The organism is Paraconexibacter algicola (genome assembly GCF_003044185.1).
GTDB lineage: Bacteria > Actinomycetota > Thermoleophilia > Solirubrobacterales > Solirubrobacteraceae > Paraconexibacter > Paraconexibacter algicola.
Map to the genome: position 1 here is coordinate 373,741 of NZ_PYYB01000002.1, position 24,975 is coordinate 398,715.

Here is a 24,975-nt window from a genome sequence, read left to right on the forward strand (position 1 = left end):
GCGACCGCTCAGCTCAGTAGCCGAGCGCGAACTTGGCGTCCTCGCTCATCCGCTCCGCCGTCCACGGCGGCGTGAACGTCATCTCCGACTCGACGGACTCGACGCCCTCGAGCTCGCTGACGAACTCGTCGATCTGCTCGATGACCTGCGGGCCGATCGGGCAGCCGGGCGAGGTCAGCGTGAACGTCACGTGGACGTGCCCGCCGTCCACCGAGATGCCGTAGATCAGCCCGAGCTCCGGGAAGCTCAGCCCGAGCTCCGGGTCGATCACGTTCTCGAGCGCGGCCTCGACGTCGTCAACGGTCACCATGCGCCCAGTCTAGCTTGAGCGGTCGGCGGGCTCCGGGATAGGGTCGCGCCATCGTCGACTTCCACGATGAGCCCCCGTTCCTGCGCTGCTCCGGCGACGAGGACCGCACGACGCAGAGCCGCCGTCGCCGGGCCCTCTCGCGGGCGCTGCGCGCCCGTGGCGAGCTCGTCGTCGACCTCAGCGAGCTCGCGTGGGCCGACGCGTCGCTGATGCTCGACCTGATGATGGTCGCCCGCCGCCTGCGCCAGGTCGGGCACGGCATGGTGCTGCGCGGCGCGCAGCCGCAGATCGCACGGCTGATCGAGCTCGTCGGCCTGCACCGGCTGCCGGGCGTCCGCGTCGAGCCCGCACCCGCCTGAGCGCGGCGCCACGCCGCGGGGTGGTCGCGCGCCCCGCTGCCGTAGCCTTGACGGTGCGCATGCCGCTCCTCCTGGTCCTCCTGTTCCTGCTCGTCCCGATCGTCGAGCTCTACGTGATCATCCAGGTCGGCCAGGCGATCGGCGTCCTCAACACGATCGGGATCCTGATCCTCGACTCGGTGCTCGGCACCGTGCTGCTGCGCTCGCAGGGTCGCGCGGTCTGGCGGCGCTTCAACGAGGCGCTCGCCGCGGGCCGGCCGCCGGCCCGCGAGGTCCTCGACGGGGCGCTCGTCATCTTCGGCGGCGCGCTGCTGCTGACGCCCGGCTTTCTCTCCGACGTGCTGGGCATCGTGCTGCTGCTGCCGCCCACGCGCGCGGTCGTGCGGCGCATCCTGCTGCGCGGCGCGCTGAGCCGGATCGCGTTCACGGTCGGCGGCCCGTTCGGCGCGGCCGGCGCGAACGCGGCGATGCGCGGCCGTCCGGGACCGCGCCGTCCCGCCGAGGACGACGTCGTCGAGGGCACCGCGCACGAGATCCACGACCCCCGCAAGGAGCTCCCGTGACCGTCACCGCCGAGCACGAGACCCCCCGGCCCGGACAGGGCGCCGCGTTCAGCGACGCCGTGACGTTCGCGTTCGGCGACCCCGCCGCGGACGTCTACGGCCTGGCCCGCATCGGCCGCTCCCCCGGCGAGGACGGCGCCCCGCAGGGCAGCGGCCTCGCGGTCCTGTTCTCCGGGCGCGAGCCGGTCGCGGTGCGTGCCGCGGGCGGCCTGCCGGTCGCCGGGGACGGCTGGGAGGGCGTCGACGCCGCCGGGGTCCGCACGACCGTCGAGGAGCCGCTCGCCGCCTGGACCGTGTCGTTCGAGAGCGAGGACGGCAGCTCGGGCTTCGAGCTGCGCTTCGAGGCCGCCAGCCAGCCGGGCGAGCTCGATCCCGAGAGCGACGCCGCACGGCTGGGCGGCATGACCGGCTACGACCAGCTCTGCCGCGTGACGGGGTCGGCACGGGTGCGCGGCGGACTGCGCCGCGTCGACTGCCTCGGGCAGCGCGGCCACTCGTGGGGCGCCCCCGACTGGGACGACGTGGCGCTGGCCCGGACGGTGAGCGCGTGGATCACGCCGACCGACGGCGCGACGCTGACCGCGATCCGTCCCAGCGACGGGCGCCGCGGCACCCGCACGCACGCCGACGAGGCCCTCGCCGCGACGCTGTTCGCCCCGGACGGGGACGGCCCCGCCGTGGCCCTCGCGGTCGAGGAGCCCCGGCTGTCGACGACGATGGACGGCGAGCTGCGCCAGCGACGCGCCGGCCTGGAGCTGTGGGTCGATCCCGAGGGCTACCCGGCGCGGATCGCGGGCGAGGTGCTCTGCGGGACGTCCCTGGACCTGGGGCGGCTGCGGCTGGACTGCGCGTTCTTCGCCTGGTCGATGGACGGCCGCCACGGCGTGGGCCGCTACGACGTCGTGCGCCGGGTGGCCGCATGAGCCGCGGGGTCGTCTGCGACTTCGGCGGCGTGCTCACCTCGCCGCTGCAGGAGGCCTTCACGGCGTGGGAGCGGCTGTCGGGCGTGCCGCTGAGCGCGCTCGGCACGGCGATGACCACCCTGACGGAGCGCACGGGCCGCCATCCGCTGTACGAGCTCGAGTGCGGCCGCGTGACCGAGGCGGCCTTCCAGGCCGACCTCGCCGCGCAGATGACCGTCGACCTGGGGCGCGAGGTGACGATGGACGGCTTCACCGAGACGTACTTCGCGAACCTGCACCCCAACGCCGAGCTGCTCGACTACCTGACGGTCCTGCGCGGCGAGGGCGTGCCACTGGCGCTGCTGACGAACAACGTCCGCGAGTGGGGCCCGTACTGGCGGGCGATGTTCCCGGTCGACGACCTGTTCGAGATCGTCGTCGACTCCGCGCACGTCGGGATCCGCAAGCCGGACGAGGAGATCTACCGCATGACGTGCGAGCGGTTCGGCCGTCCGCCCGAGGCGTGCGCGTTCATCGACGACTTCGCGCACAACTGCGAGGCCGCCGCCGCGGTCGGCCTGCATCCCGTCTGGTACCAGGGCGACGTGCCCGCCACGATCGCGGCGGTCGACGCGTTCCTGGGACGCTAGTTGTCGGAGCCCAGCCGGTCCCAGAGGTAGAGCTCGAGGCACTCGCTCGCGAGCTCGGTCGCGCGCTCGCGCGACAGGCGCGGCAGCACGGTCTCCAGCGCCTGCTCCTCCGCGACGCCGGCGTCGAACGCCTCCTCCCCGCGGAAGCCCGCGGCGATCTTCAGCGCCTCGCGCCGGTTCTCCCCGAGCTTCGGGAAGACGCCGGTCAGGAACTCGCGGTTGGCGATCGGATGCCCGACCTCAAGCGACGCGTGCCACGCGGCGAGCATCGACAGGTCGTGCTCGTCGAGGTCGGCGACCGCCTTGGCGTAGTGGGCCTCGAGGTCCTGCTCGGGGATCTCGTCGACCCACGCGCGGACGAGCTCGCCGAGCAGCTGCCGGCGGGCCTCGCGGCCGACGGATTCGGCGATGACGCGGATCGCGTCCTGGGGTTCGATGAAGCAGAGGGCCATTGCAGCTTCCTCAAGCGCTCGAGGGACGGTGCGGACGTGCTGCACCGTAGGCCGCGGACCGGACGGCAGATCGGTACGGACCCGTACGGTCGCGGCGGGATTCCCGCACGTTGCGACAACGCCGCCGGCCGGGGCCGCGACGGCGTTTCCCGCAGGATGCGGGGTGATCGTCGCGCGCGGTCTGTGGACCGTCACGGCAGGAGGTCCCCGGAGTCGCCGCCCGACGGCGCGCGGCGCGTGGGTGCGCGCGCGGCGGACGGGGCCGGCGCGGCCGCCGCGCCGGACGCCGGCGGGGCCGGTTGCGCGGCCCGGGCCGACGCGACGGCGGCGCGCGGCACGACGGCCGGCGCCGGGCGCTCGGCCGGCCCCGGGTCCTCCAGCGTGCCGGGGCCGAACTCGCCGCCGCCACCGCTCGAGGCGGCGGTCGCGGTCCGCCGGGCGCTCCGACGGGTGCGCCCCCGATCAGGGTCCACGGTCGGTGCGACCGGGCGGGACACCGCCGTCCGCGCCGCCGTCGCCACGGTCGCGGCCGGCACCGTGACCGGCCGCGCGCGGGCCGCTCGCGCCGGCGGCTCGGTGGGCGGGCCCGGGCGCGCGGCGCGCTCCTGCTGCGCCCCGCGCGGCGGGACCACGACGCGCTCGACCGCGACCGCCCCACCACCCGCGATCGCGGCGGCCGACGCGGCGACCGCGGCGGCCTTGCCGCCGGTGAGCGCCTCGACCGCCGCCTGGGCCCGCGCGGCGGAGCCGACCGCGCGCTCCTGCAGCGCCACCCAGAGCCCGACCGCCAGCGGGGCGAGCGCCAGCGGCCCGCGGGAGCGGTGCGCCGTGCGCAGCTCCGCGCGGCAGGCCGGACAGTTGCGCACGTGACGCCGGGCGGCGACGAGGTCCTCCGGTGCCGCGCGTCCGGACCGCAGCGCCCCGAGCAGCGGTCGCCAGCGGTCGCACTCCTCCCCGGACTCGATCCCCGCGATCCGGGCGCGCAGTCGCGCGCGGCCCTCGGCGAGCGAGCGGTTGACCTTCGTTCGCGTCCAGCCCAGATCGCGGGCGATCTCCTCGTAGCTCGCACCCGCGGCCTTCAGCCAGAGCGCCTGCAGCTCCGCCGGCTTGAGGTGCCCGAGCGCCTCGGTCGTGCGGTCCAGGCGCTCGCGCTCGAGCAGGCGCTCGTCCGGCGGCGGGACGTGCCGGGTGTCGCTGCGGTCGACCTCGTCGGCGCTGCCCCCGGGCAGCAGCCGCTGGCGCTCGGCGCGGACCGCCCACGCCTCCCGCTTGGTGACGGTGAAGAGCCAGCGGTGCGCGTCGGCAGGCTCCAGCCGGGCGGCGTGGCGCAGGAACAGCTCCAGCGCGCGCTGCAGCGCGTCGGCGGCGTCGTCCTCGCAGAGGCTGTGCCGGCGCGCGGTGCGCCGCAGCTCGTCGTGGTGTGCGGCGAGCGTCCGCGCGATCAGCGCCTGCGCCGCGTCCTGCCGGTCCTCCGTCGTCGCCACGTCCTGCCGTCCTCCGGGTCCCGGGACCGCCCCCACGACGGTCCCTGCACCCCCTCCGAGTCGACGGCCGGCACGGCTGCCGGAAACCTCGCGGCGGGGAACGCCGCGTCAGGATGCAGCGTCGGAGGGCTCCTCCGGGGCCGGGGCGGCGCCGAGCACCCGGGCGACGCGGGCGCGGACCTCGTCGTCGACGCCGACCGTGGCCGCGGCCCGCAGCCGCGGGGCCGTCGCCGGCTGTCCGAAGTTGCGCAGCGCGAGGTCCAGTGCCGCGGCGGGCACGCCGGCCTCCGCGCAGAGCTCCGAGGACCGGCGCGAGAGGTTGATCGCGTCCCCGATCCCGAACACGCGCTTGGCGGCGACCACGACCGGATCGGTCGCGTCGGTGCCGTACATCAGCGTCCAGGGCTCGAGCTCGACGAGCCCGAGGCGGCTGACGAGCACGAGCAGCTCGAACCGCGGCGAGCGACCGAAGCCCGGCAGCCCGAGCCGCTCGAACGCCCGGTCGAAGCGCCGCTGCGGCGTCCACGCCGCGTCACCGGCGAACGCCGCCTCCTGCGAGCCGGCACGCTGCGCCCAGGCCCGGTACGCCGCGAACGTGGCCGCGGCGCCCCGACGGCGGTCGATGCCGGCCCGCGGACCGAGCGGCAGCTCCCCCGGCTCGGGATCCGCCCCGTCCGCCCAGGTGGTCCGGACGGCGTCGATCGTCGCCCACGGCTCGTCGGTCTCCAGCGGACCGAGCGCCGCGATCTGGAACGCGAGCCAGAACGCCTCCTCGCGGTCCTCGTCCGCGAGGCGCGCGACCTCGCCGTAGCGGCCGGGCGCGGCGAGCTGCAGCTCCTCGACCCGGGCCACGGCGAACCCGAGCTCCTCCGCCAGCCGTGCGGCGTCCGCGGTCGCGCGCAGGCCGGGCACGAGCTCGTTGGCGTAGCCGTCCTCGGCCGCGCGGGCCTCCTTGCGGACCACGACACCGGGACGCGTGCGGGTCGCGCCGCCGGACGCGGTGCGCGGCGGGCGGCGCGGGGCGCTGCTCGTGCGCCGCGGCGCGGCCTCGCCGCTCGCCTTCTTCGCCTTCGCGACGCAGACGGGACAGCGCTCCTCGAGACGGCCGTGGCGGCAGAAGGTCGGCATGCCCCGCAGTCTAGGAGTCCGGCCCGCCCGGCCCTCCCCGGGCGGTGCTCAGCGGTCGTCGTCGGCCCCGGTCCGCACGCCCCAGCTCGCGGCCAGGAGCGTCGGATCCTCCGCATACGGCGGGGCGACCTGCGCGCGCGTCCTGCGGGTCGGCCGCTCCCCGGCCCGCCAGCGCCGGCGCAGCTCCGGCGCGGTGCGGGTCGAGAAGGAGCCGAGCAGCTGGGCGCCGAGCACGGGCGCCAGCAGCAGGATCACCGACGGCAGCACGGACTTCTGCAGGTAGCAGTAGCCGTAGCCCTCGCCGGACGGCGGGCAACGCCCCTCGACGCCCTGCAGGGGCAGCGCCCAGCGAACCCCGAGCAGGACGCCGAGGGCCAGCAGCCCCCAGCGCACGACGGACGCGACGGTCGCCGCACGCGGACGCGGCAGCCGCCGGACGAGCCCGACGACGGCCCGCAGGACCGTCGCGGGCCGTGGGAGCGCGGGGCGCCGGCGCCGCGCCACGCGGGCCCGGACCGCCCCCGCGGGAGGCGACGGCGGGTGGCCGACCGGGGCCAGCGCGGCGTGCCGCGCGTGGCGCCGGGCGAGGTCCGCCGTCTCCCAGCAGGCCGCCAGCAGCGTGGCGTCCTGGCCGCGGCGACGGGCGCCGCAGCGGCGCACCACGCCCCGGGCCGCATGCGGGCCGGTGGGTGCGCGCCCGATCCCGACCGGCGCGCCGGACGCGCACCGCCCGCGGGGCGGGTCGTCCCAGGGACCCAGTTCCGCGAGCGTCGACGCCCGCTCGCCGAGCACGTCGGCGAGCCGGTCGAGGGGGACGCTCCGGGCCGCCAGCTCGGGCGCCACCGGAGCGGGTCCCGCGTCACGCACGTCGCCCCACGAGGCGGCGTTGAGCAGGACACGGGGTGCCACGGAGCGACGGTCGGCGCCGGTGCGCCCGTTCTCGGGCGGACCGATGCGGACCCGCGGCTCCGCCGCGACGTGACCTCGGTCCTCTCCGGTCCTCCCCGTCATCCGTGACATGCGAAGCGGATCGGCGACCGTCCGCGCTCACGCAAGGGGCCGGGCGAAAACTGGACCCGGACGCACGAGCGCCCTCCCCAGAACTGGGGAGGGCGCGGTGTGACGGATGTCGAGGCGGCTACTTGCCGCGCTTCACGGCGACGGTGTACGCCGGGCGCGGGTTGCCGGAGGCGTCGACGAGGCCGGAGTCGAAGCGCCCGCCCTCGTTGGCGGTCCAGTTGTAGAGGTAGAGCCGCTTGATCTGCTTGACCTGGCCCGCGATCTTGAACGCCTGCTTGACCGAGCGGGCCTGGCGCTGCAGGTCGAACGGGAAGCTGCCGCCGAACTGGGCGATGCCGCCGGTCTCGGTGACCCAGACCTTGGCGTTCTTCGGCAGGCCGTTCTTGACGATGAACTTCGTGCGCGTGGCGCTGCTGCGGTTCGTGTCGGAGTAGTTGTGCAGGCCGAAGACGGTCGGCTTGCTGCTCTTCGCGAACTTCACGAAGTTCTTCGCGTAGGCGGCCGTGCCGCGGTACGCCTTGGCGTTGTTGCCGTCGAGCAGGTCGACCGCGACGATCGTCTTGCCCTTCGCGCGCTTCTTCAGCTCCTTGAAGAGCGCGGCGGCGCGCTTGGCGCCGGTCGCGCCCTTGCAGAGCGCGGCGGGCTGCGAGCCGCAGTGGTTGATCTCGTTCCAGGTCTGGTACGCCTCGACCTGCGACTTGAAGGCGGCGTGGAACTTCGCGACGGCCTTGCCGTAGGCGGCGGGCGAGGGCGCGGCGGACTTCTTGCCGAAGCGCGAGTGGTTGAACGCGACGAGGACCTTCGCGTTGCGGGACTTGGCGGCGGCCATGAAGGTCGCGACCTCACGGACCTCCTGGGGGTGGTTCATCGCGTCCCAGGACACGATGTAGCGGACGTGCGTGACCTTCAGCGCCGGGAAGAACGGGCTGGAGAACATGCTGGGCTGCTGATCACCGATGCCGGTGGTGAACGCGGCCTGGCCGGTGGCCGGGACGGCGAGCAGGCCGGTGGCGGCGAGGCTCGCGAGGAGGGCGATGCGGCGCATACGGGTGGGGTACCTCTTCTGGGGTCGGGTCGGTCGGTCCGTCGAACGAGGCCAACAGCCTAGCGGCGGCGGAGTTGCGGCGTGCCGCGTCCGATGGACGGACGGGCCGTCCGTCGACGGACCGTCAGGTGGTGCGCCGGGAGAGTTCCCGCAGCCCGCCGACGAAGATCGCGGAGACGAAGGCGACGGCCGCCTCGACGTCCGGCGCGTCGTCGTCGAGCATCCGCACGCCGATCTCGAAGCCCGCCCCGACCATCGCTCCGGCGAGCACCTCGGGGTCCACGTCGGGCAGGTAGCCGGCGGCGATCCCGCGGCGGATGTCGTCGGCGAGGTCCTCGGTCGCGGAGCCCAGCGCGGGCTCGTCGATCATCGAGCGGATCGTCCCGGCGTTGCGGCGCAGCACGGCCAGCAGCCGCCGGTCCTCGACGAGGAACGCGTAGTAGGCGCGGTAGCCGTTGGAGATGAACTCCTCGACGCTCGTGCCCTCGAGACGGGCCTGCCGCACGCGCGCGCGGGCCGCGGGCGCCGCGTCCTCCAGGAGCGCGCGCAGGACGCTCTCCTTGTCGGGGAAGTAGTTGTAGAAGGTGCCGGTGGCGAGCTCGGTCCGGCGCACGATGTCGCGCACGGTCGCCGCGCCGTAGCCGAGGTCGCCGAAGACCTCGAGCGCGGCGTCGAGGATCGCCCGGCGGTTGGCGGCCTTCGTCCGCTCGCGCTTGCCGGCGGGGGGTCCTTCGGCGGTCGTCACGATCGCCACCCTAGCGATCGTGACGCCTGCGTCAACTTCGTCGCGGGTCAGCCGGCGACCGGGATCCGCGGCTCGGGCGGCCCCGGCGCCACGACGCCGCTGCCGCCGTCGCCCCCGTGCCCGTCCTCCGGCGGCTTGCGCAGCGACACGACCACCGACACGACGAGCGTCAGCACGATCACGCCGAGCGAGAGGCCGATCGGGATGTGCCAGAGGTCCTCGATGAGCATCTTGACGCCGATGAACACGAGCAGGAACGCCAGGCCGTACTTGAGGTAGTGGAACTGCTCCTGCGCGCCGTCGAGCAGGCGGTACAGCGCGCGCAGTCCGAGCAGCGCGAACGCGTTCGCGGCGAACACGATGAACGTGTCGGTGGTGATGCCGAAGATCGCCGGGATCGAGTCGACCGCGAAGATGACGTCCGCGGTCGCGACCGCGACGACGACGACGAGCAGCGGGGTCGCCATGCGGTGCCCGCCCTCGCGCACGAACAGCTTGTCGCCACGGTAGCCCTCGGTCACCGGGGTGAAGCGGCGCACGAGGTTGACGCCCGGCAGCTTCTCCGGATCCGGCTCGGAGTCGTCGGTGATCGCCATCCGGATGCCGGTGAACAGCAGGATCGCCCCGAAGACGTACAGGACCCAGTGGAAGGACTCCACGAGCGCGGCGCCCGCCACGATGAAGATCGTGCGCAGGATCAGCGCGCCGATGATGCCCCACAGCAGGACCGTGGAGCGCACGACGGTCGGCACCGCCATCGCGCCGAAGATGATCGCGAAGACGAAGACGTTGTCGAGCGACAGCGACCGCTCGAGCACGTAGCCGGTCAGGAACTCGGTGCCCGCGTCCGACTCCCCGGCGACGATCAGGCCGAGCCCGAAGAGGATCGCCGCGGCGATCCAGACGATGCTGAAGACCACCGACCGCCGCATCGTCGCGACCTCGTCGCGCTTCTCGAACAGCAGCATGTCGACGGCCAGGCTGATCAGCACGAAGGCGATGAGCCCGGCCCAGAGGGCGAATCCGGCGTCCATAGGTGTCCTTCAGTATGCCCGGCGGACGCCGGGTCAGGCTTTCACGAAGTCGCGGTACGGCACCGCCGGGCGACTGGGCGCACCGGAGCGCGCCGCGCCGACCAGTCGGCCCGCCACCAGATCGGCCGCCTCGTCACGGCGGCGGCGCCCGACCGCCAGCAGGGCACGCGAGACGAGCGTCGCGCCGAGGGCCCCGGGAGCACCCGCCACCGTCCGGACCTCGGCGTGGCCGAGCGCGACCTCCGCCACGGCCCGGGCCAGCGGCGCCGCCCGGTCCGCCGGGGCCTGGGCGAGCAGCGCCTCCGACAGCACGAGCGTCGATGCCCGGCGCGTCCGCGCGACCGGCGTCACGTCCGCGACGCCCTCGCCCCCGATCAGGAGCTCGGGCTCCGGCACGTCGGCCGCCGCGCACAGCGCCCCGACCTGCACGGACACCGACCGCAGCTGCGCGCGCTCGGCCGGCAGGCCGACCCGGGCGCGGAGCTCGCGCAGCATCACGTGCTCGGCGCGTCCGACGAGCACCGCCCCGGCGAGGGCGGCGAGCAGGACCGCGACGACGGGTGGCGTGCCCACGACCACGAGCATCGCCGCCACGAGGGCGAGCAGGCCCCCGAGCAGCAGGACCGGGACCGGCGCGGAGCGCTCGAGGTCGGCCGCAGGTGGTTCGGAGTGCGCGGGCACGGAGCGGTCTGTCCTTCCGTGGTTCGGGCGGGAGAGGGCGGGCCGCCCGTCTCTGATCTCGAGCACAACCCCGCCCCGGCGCCGGAGCGCCGGGGCGATGGTCGGGTCAGCGCACGGGAGAAGTGTCCCGCCGCACCGCCCGCACCGCCACGGGCCGGGCGGAGGGAGCCGCGACCCGATCGCGCCCCGTCGATCGGTTCCCCACCGATCGTCGGGCGGCGAACCGCAGGCCCCCGCACGCCGTACGCTCTGGCGATGAGCCCCGTCGGCGACCGCATCCGGATCCTCGTCGCCGAGGACCATCCGCTGTTCCGCGAGGCGCTCGTGGCCACGATCCGCAGCCGCCCGGACTTCGAGCTGGTCGGCGAGGCCGCGGACGGGCGCGCCGCGCTCGAGCGCGCCCGGGAGACCCGGCCCGACGTCATCGTCCTGGACCTGAAGCTGCCCGAGCTCGACGGTCTGCAGGTGCTCGCCGCGCTGCGCCGCGAGAGCAGCCCGGTGAAGGTCGTGCTCCTCAGCGCCTTCCTCGACGGGGCGATCGCCTACGAGGCCGTCGCGGCCGGAGCCGAGGCGTACCTCTCCAAGGACGCCGACCGCGACCGCGTCTGCGACACCATCGCGGCCGTCGCGCGCGGCGAGACGGTGCTCGCCCCCGAGATCCAGGCGGGCATCGCGCAGGAGATCCGCAGCCGCGGCACGACCTCGCGACCGGCGCTGTCCCCCCGCGAGCAGGAGGTCCTCGCCCTGGTCGCCGAAGGCCACAGCGCGCCCGACATCGGCAAGCAGCTCTACCTCTCCCCCGCCACCGTCAAGGGCCACCTGCAGAGCCTCTACGAGAAGCTCGGCGTCTCCGACCGGGCCGCGGCGGTCGCCGAGGCGATGCGGCGCGGCCTGCTCGAATGAGGTCCGCGGCGCTCCTGGACCACCCGGCGCGCGTCGTCGCGCTCGTGCGCCTCGCCGCCGTCCCGGTCTTCTTCTTCGGCGAGCGGCTGATCGACCACCCCGAGGCGCACAGCGGCGCGTTCCGCTTCGTTCTCGCGTTCGGCGTCGTCTACGCGGCGGTCCTCGCCGGCCTCGCGTTCTCCCCCGGCCGGCGCCCGCTGCCGCTGCGCGTCACCGCCACGATCGACCTCGCGCTCCTCGGCGGCCTGACGTACACCTCGGGCGGCCCGTTCTCGCAGTTGCGCTACGGGTTCTTCGTCGTGCCGGTCGCCGCCGCGCTCCTGCGCGGCCCGCGCGAGACCGCGATCGCCTCCGCCGCCGCCCTCACCTGCTACCTCGTCGCGACGATCGCCTACCCCGACTCGCGCCAGGACGCGGTCGCCTTCGAGGCGACCCAGTCGCTGTACTTCGTCTGGCTCGTCATGGCCTCGACGCTCCTCAGCGCCGTGCTCGCGCGCCGCCAGCGGCAGATCGTCAGCCTCTCCGACGAGCGCGGCCGGCTCGTCGCGCGCGCGATCGAGGCCGAGGAGCGCGAGCGCCGCCGCCTCGCCGAGGCGCTGCACGACGACGCGATCCAGAACCTGCTCGCCGCCCGGCAGGCGCTCGGCAGCGGCGACGACGACCGCCCGGCGGACCTCGGGCTCGTGCGCACCGGGCTGGACCGGACCGTGTCGCAGCTGCGCGACGCGATCTTCGACCTGCACCCGCACCTGCTGCGCCACGCCGGACTCGCCGCCGCGCTGCAGGCCGTCGCCGACCGCTTCGCCGAACGCCTGCCCGACCGGTCGGTCGCCTGGGAGATCACGGTCGCCGACGACGCCACGGGTCCCACCGACGAGGTCGTGTTCGCGATCGCCCGCGAGCTCATGACCAACGCCGTCCGGCACGCCGACGCGCGCAGCGTCGCCGTCGAGGTCCGCCGGCGGCAGGGCGGGATCGCGCTGACCGTCAGCGACGACGGGCGCGGCATCGACCGCAGGCGTGCGCGTGACGCGCCGCTGCACGGCCACATCGGACTGGCCTCGTGCGCCGAGCGCGCGGAGGCGCTCGGCGGTCGGCTGCAGCTCGCGAGCGCCCCCGGTGAGGGCGCCCGCGTCGAGGTCTGGCTGCCGGCCGACCCGCAGGCCTGACCGGCGGCGGCGTCAGAGGCCGGGCTCGGCCTGCTCGGGCGGCTCGGCGCCCGCGTGCGGCAGGGCGTCGCCCGCCGCCTGATCCCGGTCGCCCGGGCCGGGCTGGTCGGAGCCCTCGACCGGGCCGAGGCCGTGCAGGTAGCGGTCCGCCATGCGCGCCGCCTGGCGGCCCTCGTTGATCGCCCACACGATCAGCGACTGGCCGCGACGCGCGTCACCCGCGGCGAACACGCCCTCCTCGGAGGTCGCGTACGTCGGGGCCTTGATGTTGCCGCGCTGGTCCTTCGCGAGGCCGAGGCCGTCCACGAGCTCCGGCTCGGGGTGCAGGAAGCCCATCGCGAGGAACACGACGTCGGCCTTGATCTCGCGGGTCGTCCCCTCGACGGGGCCGAACGGCGGGGCGGGCTGGGCGTCGGCGACCTCGATCGCCGTGACCTTGCCGTCCTCCCCGACGAAGCGGGTCGTGACGACCGAGAAGTCCTGCTCGGCCTTGTCGACCGCCAGGCCCTCCTCCATCGCGTAGGAGAGCCGGAACTTCTGCGGCCACAGCGGCCACGGGGTGCGGTCGTCCGGGCGCTTGGCGGGCGGCTCGGGCAGCAGCTCCAGCTGCGTGACCGACAGGGCGCCCTCGCGCAGCGAGTTGCCGACGCAGTCGGCGCCGGTGTCGCCGCCGCCGATCACCACGACGTGCTTGCCGGCGGCGCTGATCGCGTCGGGCTCCGGCGCCTGCGAGCGCGGCGACGGCTGGTCGGGCTGCGTGGCCGCGACCCAGCGGTTGCGGACGTACAGGTACTCCATCGCGGAGTGGATGCCGTCGAGCTCGCGACCCTCGACCGGCAGGTCGCGCGGGACGCGCGAGCCGATCGACAGGACGACCGCGTCGTGCTCGGCGCGCAGCTGCTCGAGCGTGACGTCGGTGCCGACCTCGACGCCGCAGCGCAACTGCACGCCCTCGGCGACGAGCTGCTCGACGCGCCGCTCGATGACGCCCTTCTCGATCTTGAAGTCCGGGACGCCGAAGCGCATCAGGCCGCCGGGCGACTCGTCGCGCTCGTAGAGCGTGACGGTGTGGCCCGCGCGCCGCAGCTGCTGGGCGGCCGCGAGACCCGCCGGGCCGGCGCCGACGACCGCGACGGTCCGCCCGGTCTCCTTCTCGGGCGGCTCGGGCACGACCCAGCCGTTCTCCCAGGCGGTGTCGATGATCGTGTTCTCGATCTGCTTGATCGTGATCGCCTCACCCTCCCGGATCTCCATGACGCAGGCCGCCTCGCAGGGGGCGGGACACAGGCGCCCGGTGAACTCCGGGAAGTTGTTCGTGCTGTGCAGCTGCTTGATCGCGTCCTTCATGCGACCCCGGTAGACGAGGTCGTTCCAGTCCGGGATCAGGTTGCCCAGCGGGCAGCCGTTGTGGCAGAACGGGACGCCGCACTCCATGCAGCGCGCACCCTGCTCGGCGACCTCCTGGACCGGCCGCGGGGTGATGAACTCCTTGTAGTGCTCGAGCCGCTCGCTCGGGTCGTCGTAGCTGACGCCCGACCGCTCGATCTTCAGGAACGCTCCCAGCTCGCCCATCAGGCCGTCACCTCCGAGCCCGCGTTCGCGGCCTCTTCCTTCGCGAGCTCGGCGAGCACGCGCTTGTAGTCGGTCGGGAACACCTTCACGAACTTCGCGCTCAGCGTGTCCCAGTCGTCGAGGATCCGCCGCGCGACGGCCGAGCCGGTGCGCGCGAGGTGCTCCTCGACGAGCTCGCGGACCTCGATGCGGTCCGCCTCGTCCAGCGGCTCGATCTGGTCGACCATCGTCGGGTTGATCCGGTGCTTGAAGCCGCCGAACTCGTCGAACACGAAGGCGAGGCCGCCGCTCATGCCCGCCGCGAAGTTGCGGCCGGTCGGGCCGAGCACGACGGCGCGGCCGCCGGTCATGTACTCGCAGCCGTGGTCGCCGACGCCCTCGACGACCGCAGAGGCACCCGAGTTGCGCACGCAGAACCGCTCGCCCGCGAGGCCGCGGAAGAACGCCTTGCCCTTCGTGGCGCCGAACAGCACGGTGTTGCCGACGATCACGTTCTCCTCGGCGGCGAACGTCACGCCCTCGGGCGGCCGGACGGCGAGCGTGCCGCCGGACAGGCCCTTGCCGGTGTAGTCGTTGGCGTCGCCCGAGAGCGTGAACACCACGCCCGGGGCGAGCCAGCCGCCGAAGCTCTGGCCGGCGGAGCCCGTGAAGCGGACCTGCACGGTGTCCGCGGGCAGGCCCTCGACGCCGTGCTTCTCGGCGATCCGCGACGACAGCATGCCGCCGACGGTGCGATTGACGTTGCGGACCGCGATGTCGAGCTCGCACGCCTCGCCCGCGTCGACCCGGTCGCCGATCGCCGCGAGGATCTCGTGGTCGAGATGGTCCCCGAGGGCGTACGGCGGCGCCTCGATGCGGTGCAGCGCGGTGCCCGCCGGCAGCTCCGGCCGGTGCAGGATGTGCGTGAGGTCGATGCCGCGCGCCTTCCAGTGGTCGATCGCCGCGTCGGCCATCAGCAGGTCGCTGCGGCCGATCAGCTCGTCGAACGTCCGCACGCCGAGCGAGGCCATGATCTCCCGGACCTCCTCCGCGACGAAGAAGAAGAAGTTCACGACGTGCTCCGGCTGGCCGCGGAACCGCTTGCGCAGCTCCGGGTCCTGCGTCGCGATGCCGACCGGACAGGTGTTCAGGTGGCAGGCGCGCATCATGATGCAGCCCGTCGCGATCAGCGGGGCGGTCGAGAAGCCCATCTCGTCGGCGCCCAGCAGCGCCGCGATCGCGACGTCGCGACCGGTCTTCAGCTGGCCGTCGGTCTGGACGGTGATCCGCGAGCGCAGGTCGTTGAGCAGCAGCGTCTGCTGCGTCTCGGCGAGCCCGAGCTCCCACGGCGTGCCCGCGGACACGATCGAGCTCAGCGGCGACGCGCCGGTGCCGCCGTCGTGGCCGGCGATGACGACGTGGTCGGCGTTGGCCTTCGCGACGCCCGCGGCGACCGTGCCGACCCCGACCTCGGAGACGAGCTTCACCGACACGCTCGCCTTCGGGTTCGCGCAGCGCAGGTCGTAGATGAGCTGCTTGAGGTCCTCGATCGAGTAGATGTCGTGGTGCGGCGGCGGCGAGATCAGGCCGACGCCGGGCGTGGTGTGCCGGACGCTGCCGATGTACTTGTCGACCTTGTGTCCGGGCAGCTGGCCGCCCTCGCCGGGCTTGGCGCCCTGCGCCATCTTGATCTGGATCTGGTCCGCGTTGACGAGGTAGTGCGCGGTGACGCCGAAGCGGCCGGACGCCACCTGCTTGATCGCCGAGCGGCGCAGGTCGCCGTTCTCGTCACGGGTGAAGCGGCGCGGGTCCTCCCCGCCCTCCCCGGTGTTCGACTTGCCGCCGATCCGGTTCATGGCGATCGCGAGCGTCTCGTGCGACTCGGTGGAGATCGACCCCAGCGACATCGCGCCGGTCGCGAACCGCTTCACGATCTCGGAGACCGGCTCGACCTCCTCGAGCGGGATCGCCTCGACGTCGGTGCGGAAGGTGAGCAGGCCGCGGAGCGTCGCCTTGCGGGCGGCGTCCTCGTTGATCGCCTTCGCGTACTCGCGGTACTTCTCGCGCGCGTCGAGCTCGTCGTCGGTGCGGACCGCGTGCTGCAGCAGCGAGATCGTCTGCGGGTTCCACTGGTGGTGCTCGCCATCGCGCCGCCACGCGTAGACGCCGCCGACGGGCAGCAGCTCCTCGTCGTCCTCGGTGCCCGCCCAGCCGTAGCCGCGGGCGTGACGGTCGAGCGCCTCCTGGGCGAGGACCTCGAGGCCGACACCGCCGATGCGCGACGCGGTCCCGGTGAAGTGGCGCTCGACGAGCTGCTTCTCGAGACCGACGGCCTCGAAGATCTGGGCGCCGCAGTAGGACTGCGTCGTCGAGATCCCCATCTTGGAGATGGTCTTCAGCAGGCCCTTGCCGATCGCCTTGACGACGTGCCGCTCGGACTCCTCGAGCGTGTCGGTCGCGAGCTGGCCCTCGTCCTGCAGCTCGGTCAGCGACTCGAACATCAGGTACGGGTTGATCGCGCTGCAGCCGAAGCCGATGAGCGTCGCGAAGTGGTGCACCTCGCGCGGCTCCCCGGACTCGAGGACGAGCCCCGCCTGCAGGCGGGTGCCCTCGCGCACGAGATGGTGGTGGATCGCGGCGACCGCCAGCAGCGCCGGGATCGCGGCCCGGTCGGCGCCGAGGTTGCGGTCGCTGAGGATGATGATGTTGAAGCCGGCCTCGATGAGGTCGTGGGCCTCGTCGCAGGCGTTGGTGAGCCGCGCCTGCATGCCCTCGGGACCCTCGGCGACCGGCCAGGTGATGTCGATCGTCCCCGAGCGGAACGCCGGGTGCTCGATCTGCTTGAGCGTCTCGAGCTCGTGGTTGCGCAGGATCGGCTGCTCCATCGCGATCTGGCGGGCGTGCGCCGGCGTCTCGGTGAGGAGGTTGCCCTCCGCGCCGATGCCGGTGCCCAGCGACATGACGATGGCCTCGCGGATCGGGTCGATCGGCGGGTTGGTGACCTGCGCGAACAGCTGCTTGAAGTACGAGTACAGCGGCGGGCGCTGGTCGGAGAGGACCGCGAGCGCGTTGTCGTTGCCCATCGAGCCGATCGGCTCCTCGCCCTTGTTGGCCATCGGGGCGAGCAGGACCCGCAGGTCCTCCTGGCTGAACCCGAAGGCGAGCTGGCGGGCGCGCAGCGGCTCGGTGCGCTCGACGCGCGGCTCCTTCACCGGCAGGTCGTCGAAGTGGACGACGTTCTCCTGGAACCAGTCCGCGTACGGGCGCTGGGTCGCGACCTCCTTCTTGACCTCCTCGTCGGCGATGATGCGGCCGCGCTCGAGGTCGACGAGGAAGAGCTTGCCCGGCTGCAGACGGCCGAGGCGCTTCACCTCGCCCGGGGCGACCGGCAGCATGCCCGTCTCCGAGCCGAGGATCACGTGGCCGTCGGTGGTCTCGACCCAGCGGCCGGGACGCAGGCCGTTGCGGTCGAGCGTCGCGCCGACGACCTTGCCGTCGGTGAAGCAGACCGCGGCGGGGCCGTCCCACGGCTCCATGAAGCACGAGTGGAAGGCGTAGAAGCCCTTGAGGTCGTCCGGGAGGTCGTCGCGGTCGGCGTAGGCCTCCGGGATCATCATCATGATCGCGTGCGGCAGCGAGCGGCCGGCGAGCATCAGGAGCTCGAGGACGTTGTCGAACGTCGCCGAGTCCGACCCGCCGACGCGCACGACCGGCAGCACCTTCTGCAGGTCGCCGCCGAACAGCTCGCTGGCGAGCTGCGACTCGCGGGCGCGCATCCAGTTGATGTTGCCCATCAGCGTGTTGATCTCGCCGTTGTGGGCGATCACGCGGAACGGGTGCGCGAGCTCCCAGGACGGGAACGTGTTCGTCGAGAAGCGCGAGTGGACAAGCGCCAGGGCGCTCTTGAACCGCTCGTCCTGCAGGTCCGGGAAGAACGTGCGGACCTGGTCGGAGATCAGCATGCCCTTGTACACGCACGTGCGCGAGGAGAACGAGGGCGCGTAGAAGTCGGGGCCGGCGGCGATCTCGACGATCCGGCGGATGACGTACAGCTTGCGCTCGAACGCCATCTGGTCGTGCGTGAAGCCCGGGCCGGCCGCGATGAACAGCTGCGCGATGTGCGGGCGCGACTGGTTGGCGGTGACGCCGACGTGGTCCTCGTCGATCGGGACCTCGCGCCAGCCCAGGACGATCTGGCCCTCGACGCGGACGTTGAGCTCCAGCAGGCCCTCGACCTTGGCGCGCAGCGCCGCGTCGCGGGGCAGGTAGCAGGTGGCGACGCCGTACTGGCCGAGGTCGGGCAGCTCGAAGTCGCAGACGCCGCGGAAGAACTCGTCCGGCATCTGGACGAGGATCCCGGCGCCGTCCCCGGTCTTGGCGTCCGCCCCGGCCGCTCCGCGGTGCTCGAGGTTCTCGAGCGCCGTCAGGGCGCGGTCGACGACCTCGTGCGTGGGCGTGTTGTCCAGGCGTGCGACCATCGCGACGCCACAGGCGTCGTGCTCGTTCGCGGGGTCGTACAGGCCTTGGGCCGGTGGGCGCTGGTGATGCAGAGTCATAGAAGGCTCCCGGTAGACGCGGGGGTGCCCGGAGGCGGAGCGAGCGCCGAAGGGTAGCAACGAGGGGGCCGACGATCACCGTTGCGGCGCGTCGGCGACGGCTGCGGACGCGCCCGCGCAGGGACCCGCCCGCGGGCTCGAACCCCCTGCTCAGGTGCTCTCGGCGGCCGTCTTCTTCTTCGCGGCGGGCTTGGCGGCGGCCTTGCCGCCGCGGCCCTTCGGCTTCGCCGCTGCCTCGGTGCCGCGCACCGCGTCCAGGGACGCCTTGAGCGCGGCCATGAGGTCCGGGACCTCCTCGGGCGCCTCCTCGGGCGTCTCGACGACCGCGATCTCCTCGCCGGAGGCCTTCGCCTCGATGAGCTTGAGGACCTCCTCGCGGTAGCTGTCCTCGTAGCGGTCGGGCTCCCAGTCGGCGGCGAGGGACTCGACCAGCTGCTTGGCGATGTCGAGCTCGCGCTTGGTCGTCTTCACCTCGCCGGCGGCCTCGAGCTCCTCGAGCGTGTCGGCGGGGACGACCTCGTCGGCGAAGACCATCGTCGAGCAGCCGATCACCGAGCCGGCCGCCATCGGGCGGATCGCGACGAGCGCCTCCTTCGTGCGCAGCACGACCCGGGCGATCGCGACCTTGCCGGTCTCGTTCATCGCGTCGAGCAGGAGCTTGTAGGGCTTGGCGCCCCCGACCGCGGGCGCGAGGTAGTACGGCGTGTCGAAGTGGACCGGGTCGATGTCGGCCAGGTCGACGAAGTCCTCGATCTCGATCGTCTTCGTCTTCTCGGGCTGGATCGCCTCGAGCTCCTTCGGCTCGATGACCACGTAGCGGTCCGGGGACAGCTCGTAGCCCTTGACGAGGCGGTCGTACGGGACCTCCTCGCCGGTGGCGGCGTTGATCCGCTGCTGCTTGATGCGGGAGTTGTCCGCGCCGTCGAGCTGGTTGAAGCGGACCGTCTTGGCACGGACGGCCGGGTACATCTTCACGGGCACCGTGACCAGCCCGAAGCTGATCGCGCCACTCCACATCGCGCGGGGCATGGAGGGAGTCTTCCCGGCGCAGCGCCCGATGCCTACACGTGCACGCGGCTATGCGCCGTAGTGCCGGCGCGTGTCCTTGAACAGGCTGCCGAAGATCGCGCCGTTCAGCGGCCCGCCGGGCCGGCCGGCCGCGGTCGGCTCGACGGCGATCGTCCAGTCGAAGCGGCAGCTCGAGTCGCCGGTCGGGGTCACGACGTAGTCCTCGGCGATCCGCTTGATCAGCGGCAGGTTGCTGCGGTCGCCGACGAAGGCCTTGCGCGTGCCCTCGTCCCAGGCGATGTAGCGCTCGTCGAGGCTGATGAGGCCGAGGACCTTGACGGTCTTCGTCGCGCCGACGCCGTGCGGGCGCGGCGAGGTCCAGCGCACCGTCGTGAGCGCCTTGCACCAGTGCAGCGCGCTGTCGGAGGTCAGGTCGGCCCAGACCGCGGCGGCGGGCAGCGGGATCGCGAAGCTGTCCCGGTAGATCTTCGGGGCGGAGGTGAGGAACGACTCGTCGGTCGGCGCGCAGGAGAAGGCCATGGCGCGCACCCTAGTGGGTACGCGCCACGGCGTTCAGTCCTTGAACGGGTCGACCGTGTCCGCCGCCGCCATCGCGACCCCGATGGGGGTCAGGCGATGGAGGATCTCGACCGTGTCGGCGTGGGCCTGCAGCACCACGTCGAGGCGCTTGTAGGCGTCCGGAGCCTCGTCGGCGGCGCCGCCGCGGAGCTCGATCCCCTTCGTGGCGAGGTCCGCCTGGACCGCGGCGAAGTCGATCAGCCCGTCGCGGATCCGGCCGCGGCGCTTGCTCATCCGCCCGTCCGGGTGGTCGGGGCAGAGCGTGAACCGGTCGTTCGTGGCCCCGGCCCTGTCGCGCTCGTGGCGGAACTGGCCCCAGGTGACCCAGAACGAGCAGTCCCGCGCGTTGCACTCCGCCCGGGTCCCGACCTTGCCCGCCGCCTGCGTCCGCGACATCACGCGACCCGCACCGTGGACGGTCGAGTGCAGGAGCCCGGCACCGGCCGCGGCGTCGGTGCCCCGCAGGATCACCGCGTCCTCGCCCATGCTCGCGCCCACGAAGCCCTCCTGCCCCGGGAACGCCGGCGTGCAGCCCTTGCGGACGACCCAGCAGTCCACGCCGTGGTGCTCCTCGCGCCAGGCGTAGTTGTGGTGGTTGTGGACCTCGTGCAGCGAGCGCGCACCGAGGATCTCGAGCACCTTGTCGACGACGACGTCGCGGCCCGCGTACGCGTACGCGCCCGCCAGCTCCATCGCCGCGATGTACGACTGCCCGATCTCGGAGTCGACGTGGAAGAGCACCGGCGGGGAGTCCATCTCGCCGTCGCTGCCCCGCTCGTCGAAGCGGCCGCCCTGCGCCATCGACAGGAACCCGCTCGCCGTCTTGTGCCCGAACCCGCGGGAGCCGAAGTGGACGCCGACCCACACGTGGCCGTCGTCGCCGGCGAAGAGGTCGACGTAGTGGTTGCCGGCGCCGACCGTGCCCAGCTGGTTGCGGGCGCTGTGCACCAGCTTCCGCTGCGGGCGGAAGTCGGCGTGGAGGATCTGGTCGAGGACCGGGTGGTCGACGGGCTCGTCGTTCTTGCGGCCCATGCCGAAGCTGACGCGGGCTGCGACCTCGTCCATCAGGCGCGGCACGTCTGCGCGGACGTCCTCGGTCAGGAGGTCCGTGCGGACGGCCTTGTTGCCGCAGCCGATGTCGTAGCCGACGCCCGAGGGGCTGATGTGGTCCGGGTAGGCGATCGCGCCGCCGATCGGCTGCGAGTAGCCGACGTGGCCGTCGGCGCACAGCACGCCGGCGACGGCGTCACCGGCCTGCGCGCAGCGGCGCAGCTGCTCGATCGCGCGGGCGTCCACGTCCCCGCGGACCTCGATCCTCATCTCACTGCTCATGCGTCGATCCTCGCGGTCGGCGCCGTGCGCTGCGCCACGGCCTCAGCGGCGCCGCGGACCCGAACCGCGGAGGTTCCACTCCTCTTCGAGCGTCCCGCCCCGCCGCGTGGCCGCCCACCGCGCCGCACCGTCCTGCAGCCGCCGGCCGGCCCGCTCGAGCCGGTCGGCGTCGAGGCCGGGCGGCGGGCCGAGGTCGCCGAGCAGGTGCACGAACGTCGAGACGTCCCGCAGCCGGCGCTCCAGCGCCGCGTCGCTCACAGCGCGGACGAGCAGCTCGGCGTGGGCCAGTCCGGTGCCGGCGGCGCGGATGATCTCGCGGGCGCGCCGGTCCGCGTGCGGCTTGCGGCGACCCTCGAGCACCACGCAGTGGTCGAACATCCCGCCGCGCTCGAGGACCGCCCACAGGCCCTGGTCGAGTCCGAGCTCGCGTTCGACGAGCAGGTGCGCGAGGTCGTGCGGCACGGAGCCCTCGGGCGCGCCGACCTTGTTGTAGCCCCCGCCGTCGAGCTCGACGAGCAGGCCGTCGACCGACCGGTAGGTCGCCCGGTAGCGGGTGCCGGAGTCGGGCTTGTGGAACGTGACGAGCATGTGAGGATTCGAACCCGAAACGGCGTCGGGCGACGCGAAAGAGAGGTTGCGGGACCGGCGTCCCTCCCCTACCGTGATCGGACCATGTTCACCACCTGGCACACCCCCATGCGCCCGAAAAGCGCCGCGGTCCGCGGTCGGCTCTTCGTGTCCGTGTGCCCGACCGTGGACACGGACATCGTCGCGTCGCCGAACCAGCTCCAGCTGAGCTAGCCGGGAGGTCCACATGACTCCCGCGAGCTTCGCGGGAGTGCAGTCGCCGAAGGCCCGGGTGGGCCGGAAGGCGCTGTGGGACCGCGACACCATCATCCAGGCCATCCAGGAGTGGGTGGCCCTCTATGGCGAGCCGCCCCGTGCGGCCGACTGGAACCCGTCCTCGGCGAGGTGGTCCGGCCAGGAGTGGCGCGTGCAGCGCTACCGGGCCGGCCGTGCCGACGGCACGCCGTGGCCGGCGCTCAACGCGGCCAAGCGGCCGTTCGGCGGGTCCCTGGTGGCTGCCGTGCGGGCCGCGGGCTTCGAGCCGGCCAAGCCGGGACCGAAGCGGCGTACCGACGTCGACCTCGCGCAGGCCGACCGAGCTGTGATCAGCCCGGAGGGCCGCGCGATGCTCGAGGCGGCGCTCGCGGAGGCCCGCGAGGCCGGACGGAGCGTGGCTGCCCTGGAGGCGAAGCTCGAGCGTGCGCAGGCGCGCGCCCGGGACCTCGCCGACCAGCGGGATGCCGCGCGCCGCGAGGCCCGTCGCACGCCGAAGGTCGTGCGCGAGCGCGTCGTCGACGACGCGGAGCTGCGCCGTGCCCGGACCGCGGCCGAGAAGGCCGGGGCCCGGGTGGCGACGCTCCGCGACGAACTGGCGAGCGCCCGCATGGACGCGGCGGAGGCCCGGACGGCCGCCGGACGCCTCGCGTCCCGCCTCGAGCGGGCGGAGGCGACCGTGGCCGACCTGCGGACCCAGCGGCGCGACCTGCGCGCGCAGCTCGACGACGCCCTGCACGAGAGTGCGGGCCTCGACCAGCTGCTCACGGAGGCGCGGGCCGCCGGCGCCGCAGCCGCGGCCGAGACCGTCGTCGTGCAGGCGCAGGCCCCGGAGGCCGCGGTCGTGCGCGAGGCGCTCGCCGACGCAGCGGCCGCCCGCCGCGCCGCCGAGCAGGCGGACGCGCGGGCGGCCCGGGCCGATCGCGAGCTGCGCGAGACGGTCGCCGCCGTGCGCGGCGAGCCGCGTCGCCTGGCTCCCGAGGAGCTCGCCGAGCTCCGGGCCGACGGCCCGGCCGGCCCCGCCGTCCTCGCGACGGCCCTGCAGGACCTCGCCGCCGCGCGCAGGCACGGCGGCGAGCAGCGGCTCGCGGCCGCGCTGCGGCGCGTCGCGGAGGCCGCCGTCACGTGGCAGGAGCGGATCTGAGGGATCCCGGGCGACCGGGGTCCCTCGGCTCCGGCCGCCCGACCCGGACCCCCGATCCCGATGACCCGCGACGCCCTCCTCACCACCTACCTGCGCGACGACGCCGGCACCCCGCTCGGCCCCGGCATGCCGGGCGGTCGGCCGCTGCGCCGGGACGGCGAGCGCCACTACGACGCCTGGCTCGCGCTCGTGCGGCTCGACCCGTGCGCGTACTGCGGCGTCGTCCCGGCGGGCACCGTCGACCACGTCGAGCCGCGCTCGCGCAGCACGCGGGGCCTCGGTGGCGCGCACGGCTGGACGAACGTCGTCGGCGCCTGCGAGCGGTGCAACGGCCGCAAGGCCGACCGGCCGCTCCTGGCGTTCCTGCGCGCCCGGCGTGTGCGCTGACGCACGCCGACGTTCCGCGCGGCGGCAGGCGGGTATCACGGGGGGAGCACCCCACGAATCCGGAGGGACCACCCCACCATGACACCCGCCACCCGCACCGCCGGCCACGGCATCCTGTCCGACGACAAGGCCGAGGCCCGTGAGCAGCTCGTCGAGATGCTGAAGAAGGCCTACTGGATGGAGATCGAGACGGTGATGAGCTACATCACCAACTCCACCAACCCCGACGGCATCCGCGCGCAGGAGGTCATCGAGAGCCTCCGCGGCGACATCCAGGAGGAGCTCGGCCACGCCCAGGAGTTCGCCAAGCGCATCAAGGAGCTCTACGGCGTCGTCCCCGGCTCGCTGGAGTTCTCGGCCGAGCAGAGCTTCCTGCAGCCGCCGGAGCAGCAGACCGACATCGTCCACGTCATCAAGGGCGTGATCGAGGCCGAGTCCGGCGCCATCGAGTACTACAACCAGATCATCGAGTTCGCGGGCGAGCACGACCCGGTCACCGAGGACATGGTCATCGCGATTCTCCGCGACGAGGAGGGCCACCGCCGCCTGTTCGAGGGCTTCCTGCGCGAGTACGAGGCCGAGGGCCTGGCCTAGTCGTCCCCCGCTGCGCGGCCCCGAGCGAGGCCGAGCACGAACCAGAGCAGCACGAAGACGCCCGTGGTCGTCCCGGCGAGGACCGCGGGCGTCCGTCCGTCGAGGATGAAGCTCGTGACCACGAACACCGCGCTGTTCATCGCCACGAGCAGCATCGCGAGACCGGCGATGACCATCCGGTTGCCGAGCGCGACGAGGAACGCCTTATCCCGCCGCCGGAAGCGCAGGCGGTGGAACGCCGACGGCGTCACGAACAGGGCGGTCGCAGCCGCCGCGCTCAGGAGCGCCACGACGTACGCGTCGCGCTCGAGTTCGGAGAGGTCCGTGAAGCGCTGCTGGAACGGCACCGCCAGCAGGAACGCGAACAGCACCTGCACGCCGGGCATGGCGACCCGCGTCTCCTCGAGCAGCTCGCGCAGCCGGCGCGAGTCCCGTTCGTGCGGGGTCTCCCCCGGCGGTCCCTCCCGGTCGTCCATGGACGCACGCATGCCCGGAACCGGGCTCGGTACCCGGGCATCGCGCCGCGAGCGCCGATGGTG

At 73.8% G+C, this 24,975-nt stretch carries 26 protein-coding genes; 10 read left to right on the forward strand and 16 right to left on the reverse strand.

Features of this window, described 5'->3' with window-relative positions:
• Positions 1 to 13: 13 nt before the first annotated feature.
• Positions 14 to 310 (reverse strand): metal-sulfur cluster assembly factor, encoded by a 297-nt coding sequence (locus C7Y72_RS15740; protein ID WP_107570132.1) that lies wholly within the window; start codon positions 308 to 310, stop codon positions 14 to 16.
• A 50-nt stretch (positions 311 to 360) separates the two neighbouring features.
• Between C7Y72_RS15740 and C7Y72_RS15745 the strand changes: the two genes are divergently transcribed.
• From C7Y72_RS15745 to C7Y72_RS15760, 4 genes are read left to right on the forward strand one after another with little or no spacing between them, the layout of a single operon-like run.
• Positions 361 to 669: an STAS domain-containing protein gene (locus C7Y72_RS15745; RefSeq protein WP_107570133.1), complete on the forward strand. Its 309-nt coding sequence runs from the start codon at positions 361 to 363 to the stop codon at positions 667 to 669.
• A gap of 59 nt (positions 670 to 728) precedes the next feature.
• Positions 729 to 1,232: an FxsA family protein gene (locus tag C7Y72_RS15750; protein ID WP_107570134.1), complete on the forward strand. Its 504-nt coding sequence runs from the start codon at positions 729 to 731 to the stop codon at positions 1,230 to 1,232.
• A complete protein-coding gene (locus tag C7Y72_RS15755; RefSeq protein WP_107570135.1) occupies positions 1,229 to 2,155 on the forward strand; it encodes a DUF7064 domain-containing protein in 927 nt (308 codons plus the stop codon). The genes C7Y72_RS15750 and C7Y72_RS15755 overlap by 4 nt, the downstream gene beginning before the upstream one ends.
• Positions 2,152 to 2,784: an HAD family hydrolase gene (locus C7Y72_RS15760; RefSeq protein WP_107570136.1), complete on the forward strand. Its 633-nt coding sequence runs from the start codon at positions 2,152 to 2,154 to the stop codon at positions 2,782 to 2,784. The genes C7Y72_RS15755 and C7Y72_RS15760 overlap by 4 nt, the downstream gene beginning before the upstream one ends.
• Here C7Y72_RS15760 and C7Y72_RS15765 read toward each other — a convergent pair.
• The 8 genes from C7Y72_RS15765 to C7Y72_RS15800 all read right to left on the reverse strand — a co-directional run bounded on the left by C7Y72_RS15765 (position 2,781) and on the right by C7Y72_RS15800 (position 10,373).
• A complete protein-coding gene (locus tag C7Y72_RS15765; protein ID WP_107570137.1) occupies positions 2,781 to 3,236 on the reverse strand; it encodes a hypothetical protein in 456 nt (151 codons plus the stop codon). The two genes, C7Y72_RS15760 and C7Y72_RS15765, sit on opposite strands and share 4 nt — an antisense overlap.
• Before the next feature lie 191 nt (positions 3,237 to 3,427).
• A complete protein-coding gene (locus C7Y72_RS15770) occupies positions 3,428 to 4,720 on the reverse strand; it encodes an RNA polymerase sigma factor (protein WP_158276887.1) in 1,293 nt (430 codons plus the stop codon).
• Positions 4,721 to 4,828: 108 nt separating this feature from the next.
• Positions 4,829 to 5,848 (reverse strand): alpha-glutamyl/putrescinyl thymine pyrophosphorylase clade 3 protein, encoded by a 1,020-nt coding sequence (locus C7Y72_RS15775; protein WP_107570139.1) that lies wholly within the window; start codon positions 5,846 to 5,848, stop codon positions 4,829 to 4,831.
• 48 nt (positions 5,849 to 5,896) lie between these two features.
• Positions 5,897 to 6,757: a hypothetical protein gene (locus C7Y72_RS15780; RefSeq protein ID WP_146175409.1), complete on the reverse strand. Its 861-nt coding sequence runs from the start codon at positions 6,755 to 6,757 to the stop codon at positions 5,897 to 5,899.
• Positions 6,758 to 6,986: 229 nt separating this feature from the next.
• Entirely contained in the window at positions 6,987 to 7,913 is a 927-nt protein-coding gene (locus C7Y72_RS15785; RefSeq protein ID WP_107570141.1) for a glycoside hydrolase family protein, read from the reverse strand.
• Positions 7,914 to 8,037: 124 nt separating this feature from the next.
• Positions 8,038 to 8,658, reverse strand: a complete 621-nt coding sequence (locus tag C7Y72_RS23790; RefSeq protein WP_199223983.1) for a TetR/AcrR family transcriptional regulator — start codon at positions 8,656 to 8,658, stop codon at positions 8,038 to 8,040.
• Between the two features lie 47 nt (positions 8,659 to 8,705).
• A complete protein-coding gene (locus C7Y72_RS15795) occupies positions 8,706 to 9,692 on the reverse strand; it encodes a TerC/Alx family metal homeostasis membrane protein (protein ID WP_107570142.1) in 987 nt (328 codons plus the stop codon).
• A 33-nt stretch (positions 9,693 to 9,725) separates the two neighbouring features.
• On the reverse strand, positions 9,726 to 10,373 hold the full coding sequence (locus C7Y72_RS15800) for a hypothetical protein (protein WP_107570143.1): 648 nt from the start codon (positions 10,371 to 10,373) through the stop codon (positions 9,726 to 9,728).
• Between the two features lie 255 nt (positions 10,374 to 10,628).
• On the opposite strand from C7Y72_RS15800, the gene C7Y72_RS15805 reads away from it, so the two are divergent.
• Together C7Y72_RS15805 and C7Y72_RS15810 are read left to right on the forward strand one after the other, a co-directional pair.
• Positions 10,629 to 11,276, forward strand: coding sequence for a response regulator (locus tag C7Y72_RS15805; protein WP_107570144.1), 648 nt, complete (start codon positions 10,629 to 10,631; stop codon positions 11,274 to 11,276).
• A complete protein-coding gene (locus C7Y72_RS15810) occupies positions 11,273 to 12,445 on the forward strand; it encodes a sensor histidine kinase (RefSeq protein WP_107570145.1) in 1,173 nt (390 codons plus the stop codon). The genes C7Y72_RS15805 and C7Y72_RS15810 overlap by 4 nt, the downstream gene beginning before the upstream one ends.
• Before the next feature lie 12 nt (positions 12,446 to 12,457).
• On the opposite strand, the gene C7Y72_RS15815 is transcribed toward C7Y72_RS15810, so the two are convergent.
• The 6 genes from C7Y72_RS15815 to C7Y72_RS15840 all read right to left on the reverse strand — a co-directional run bounded on the left by C7Y72_RS15815 (position 12,458) and on the right by C7Y72_RS15840 (position 22,059).
• Positions 12,458 to 14,017, reverse strand: coding sequence for a glutamate synthase subunit beta (locus tag C7Y72_RS15815; protein WP_107570146.1), 1,560 nt, complete (start codon positions 14,015 to 14,017; stop codon positions 12,458 to 12,460).
• Positions 14,017 to 18,552 (reverse strand): glutamate synthase large subunit, encoded by a 4,536-nt coding sequence (gene gltB, locus C7Y72_RS15820; RefSeq protein WP_107570147.1) that lies wholly within the window; start codon positions 18,550 to 18,552, stop codon positions 14,017 to 14,019. The genes C7Y72_RS15815 and gltB overlap by 1 nt, the downstream gene beginning before the upstream one ends.
• 150 nt (positions 18,553 to 18,702) lie before the next feature.
• Positions 18,703 to 19,581, reverse strand: a complete 879-nt coding sequence (ku, locus tag C7Y72_RS15825) for a non-homologous end joining protein Ku (RefSeq protein ID WP_107570148.1) — start codon at positions 19,579 to 19,581, stop codon at positions 18,703 to 18,705.
• A 48-nt stretch (positions 19,582 to 19,629) separates the two neighbouring features.
• Positions 19,630 to 20,100: an SRPBCC family protein gene (locus tag C7Y72_RS15830; protein ID WP_107570149.1), complete on the reverse strand. Its 471-nt coding sequence runs from the start codon at positions 20,098 to 20,100 to the stop codon at positions 19,630 to 19,632.
• Positions 20,101 to 20,133: 33 nt separating this feature from the next.
• Positions 20,134 to 21,471 carry an RtcB family protein gene (locus tag C7Y72_RS15835; RefSeq protein ID WP_233243897.1) on the reverse strand — a complete coding sequence of 446 codons (1,338 nt, stop codon included), beginning with the start codon at positions 21,469 to 21,471 and terminating at the stop codon, positions 20,134 to 20,136.
• 42 nt (positions 21,472 to 21,513) lie between these two features.
• Positions 21,514 to 22,059: a hypothetical protein gene (locus C7Y72_RS15840; RefSeq protein WP_107570150.1), complete on the reverse strand. Its 546-nt coding sequence runs from the start codon at positions 22,057 to 22,059 to the stop codon at positions 21,514 to 21,516.
• 84 nt (positions 22,060 to 22,143) lie between these two features.
• On the opposite strand from C7Y72_RS15840, the gene C7Y72_RS24165 reads away from it, so the two are divergent.
• The 4 genes from C7Y72_RS24165 to C7Y72_RS15855 all read left to right on the forward strand — a co-directional run bounded on the left by C7Y72_RS24165 (position 22,144) and on the right by C7Y72_RS15855 (position 24,436).
• The gene (locus tag C7Y72_RS24165) at positions 22,144 to 22,272 is read left to right on the forward strand and encodes a hypothetical protein (protein ID WP_284690354.1); all 129 of its coding nucleotides are present in this window, start codon (positions 22,144 to 22,146) and stop codon (positions 22,270 to 22,272) included.
• Positions 22,273 to 22,285: 13 nt separating this feature from the next.
• The gene (locus tag C7Y72_RS15845; RefSeq protein WP_146175410.1) at positions 22,286 to 23,455 is read left to right on the forward strand and encodes a coiled-coil domain-containing protein; all 1,170 of its coding nucleotides are present in this window, start codon (positions 22,286 to 22,288) and stop codon (positions 23,453 to 23,455) included.
• 60 nt (positions 23,456 to 23,515) lie between these two features.
• Positions 23,516 to 23,842: an HNH endonuclease gene (locus tag C7Y72_RS24285; RefSeq protein ID WP_107570152.1), complete on the forward strand. Its 327-nt coding sequence runs from the start codon at positions 23,516 to 23,518 to the stop codon at positions 23,840 to 23,842.
• A gap of 78 nt (positions 23,843 to 23,920) precedes the next feature.
• The gene (locus tag C7Y72_RS15855; RefSeq protein WP_107570153.1) at positions 23,921 to 24,436 is read left to right on the forward strand and encodes a ferritin-like domain-containing protein; all 516 of its coding nucleotides are present in this window, start codon (positions 23,921 to 23,923) and stop codon (positions 24,434 to 24,436) included.
• Here the strand turns inward: C7Y72_RS15855 and C7Y72_RS15860 are convergent.
• On the reverse strand, positions 24,433 to 24,912 hold the full coding sequence (locus tag C7Y72_RS15860) for a DUF6328 family protein (RefSeq protein WP_199223984.1): 480 nt from the start codon (positions 24,910 to 24,912) through the stop codon (positions 24,433 to 24,435). The two genes, C7Y72_RS15855 and C7Y72_RS15860, sit on opposite strands and share 4 nt — an antisense overlap.
• Positions 24,913 to 24,975 lie beyond the last annotated feature (63 nt).

Bases quoted from the DNA above. Each gene is read 5' to 3' on its own strand.
- C7Y72_RS15815 (WP_107570146.1), bottom strand. From the start codon at position 14,017: ATGGGCGAGCTGGGAGCGTTCCTGAAGATCGAGCGGTCGGGCGTCAGC.
- C7Y72_RS15760 (WP_107570136.1), top strand. From the start codon at position 2,152: ATGAGCCGCGGGGTCGTCTGCGACTTCGGCGGCGTGCTCACCTCGCCG.
- C7Y72_RS24165 (WP_284690354.1), top strand. From the start codon at position 22,144: ATGTTCACCACCTGGCACACCCCCATGCGCCCGAAAAGCGCCGCGGTC.
- C7Y72_RS15765 (WP_107570137.1), bottom strand. From the start codon at position 3,236: ATGGCCCTCTGCTTCATCGAACCCCAGGACGCGATCCGCGTCATCGCC.
- C7Y72_RS15750 (WP_107570134.1), top strand. From the start codon at position 729: ATGCCGCTCCTCCTGGTCCTCCTGTTCCTGCTCGTCCCGATCGTCGAG.
- C7Y72_RS15785 (WP_107570141.1), bottom strand. From the start codon at position 7,913: ATGCGCCGCATCGCCCTCCTCGCGAGCCTCGCCGCCACCGGCCTGCTC.
- C7Y72_RS15805 (WP_107570144.1), top strand. From the start codon at position 10,629: ATGAGCCCCGTCGGCGACCGCATCCGGATCCTCGTCGCCGAGGACCAT.
- C7Y72_RS15840 (WP_107570150.1), bottom strand. From the start codon at position 22,059: ATGCTCGTCACGTTCCACAAGCCCGACTCCGGCACCCGCTACCGGGCG.
- C7Y72_RS15835 (WP_233243897.1), bottom strand. From the start codon at position 21,471: ATGAGCAGTGAGATGAGGATCGAGGTCCGCGGGGACGTGGACGCCCGC.
- C7Y72_RS15860 (WP_199223984.1), bottom strand. From the start codon at position 24,912: ATGGACGACCGGGAGGGACCGCCGGGGGAGACCCCGCACGAACGGGAC.
- C7Y72_RS15830 (WP_107570149.1), bottom strand. From the start codon at position 20,100: ATGGCCTTCTCCTGCGCGCCGACCGACGAGTCGTTCCTCACCTCCGCC.
- C7Y72_RS15740 (WP_107570132.1), bottom strand. From the start codon at position 310: ATGGTGACCGTTGACGACGTCGAGGCCGCGCTCGAGAACGTGATCGAC.
- gltB (WP_107570147.1), bottom strand. From the start codon at position 18,552: ATGACTCTGCATCACCAGCGCCCACCGGCCCAAGGCCTGTACGACCCC.
- C7Y72_RS24285 (WP_107570152.1), top strand. From the start codon at position 23,516: ATGACCCGCGACGCCCTCCTCACCACCTACCTGCGCGACGACGCCGGC.
- C7Y72_RS15845 (WP_146175410.1), top strand. From the start codon at position 22,286: ATGACTCCCGCGAGCTTCGCGGGAGTGCAGTCGCCGAAGGCCCGGGTG.
- C7Y72_RS15775 (WP_107570139.1), bottom strand. From the start codon at position 5,848: ATGCCGACCTTCTGCCGCCACGGCCGTCTCGAGGAGCGCTGTCCCGTC.
- ku (WP_107570148.1), bottom strand. From the start codon at position 19,581: ATGCCCCGCGCGATGTGGAGTGGCGCGATCAGCTTCGGGCTGGTCACG.
- C7Y72_RS15855 (WP_107570153.1), top strand. From the start codon at position 23,921: ATGACACCCGCCACCCGCACCGCCGGCCACGGCATCCTGTCCGACGAC.
- C7Y72_RS15795 (WP_107570142.1), bottom strand. From the start codon at position 9,692: ATGGACGCCGGATTCGCCCTCTGGGCCGGGCTCATCGCCTTCGTGCTG.
- C7Y72_RS15810 (WP_107570145.1), top strand. From the start codon at position 11,273: ATGAGGTCCGCGGCGCTCCTGGACCACCCGGCGCGCGTCGTCGCGCTC.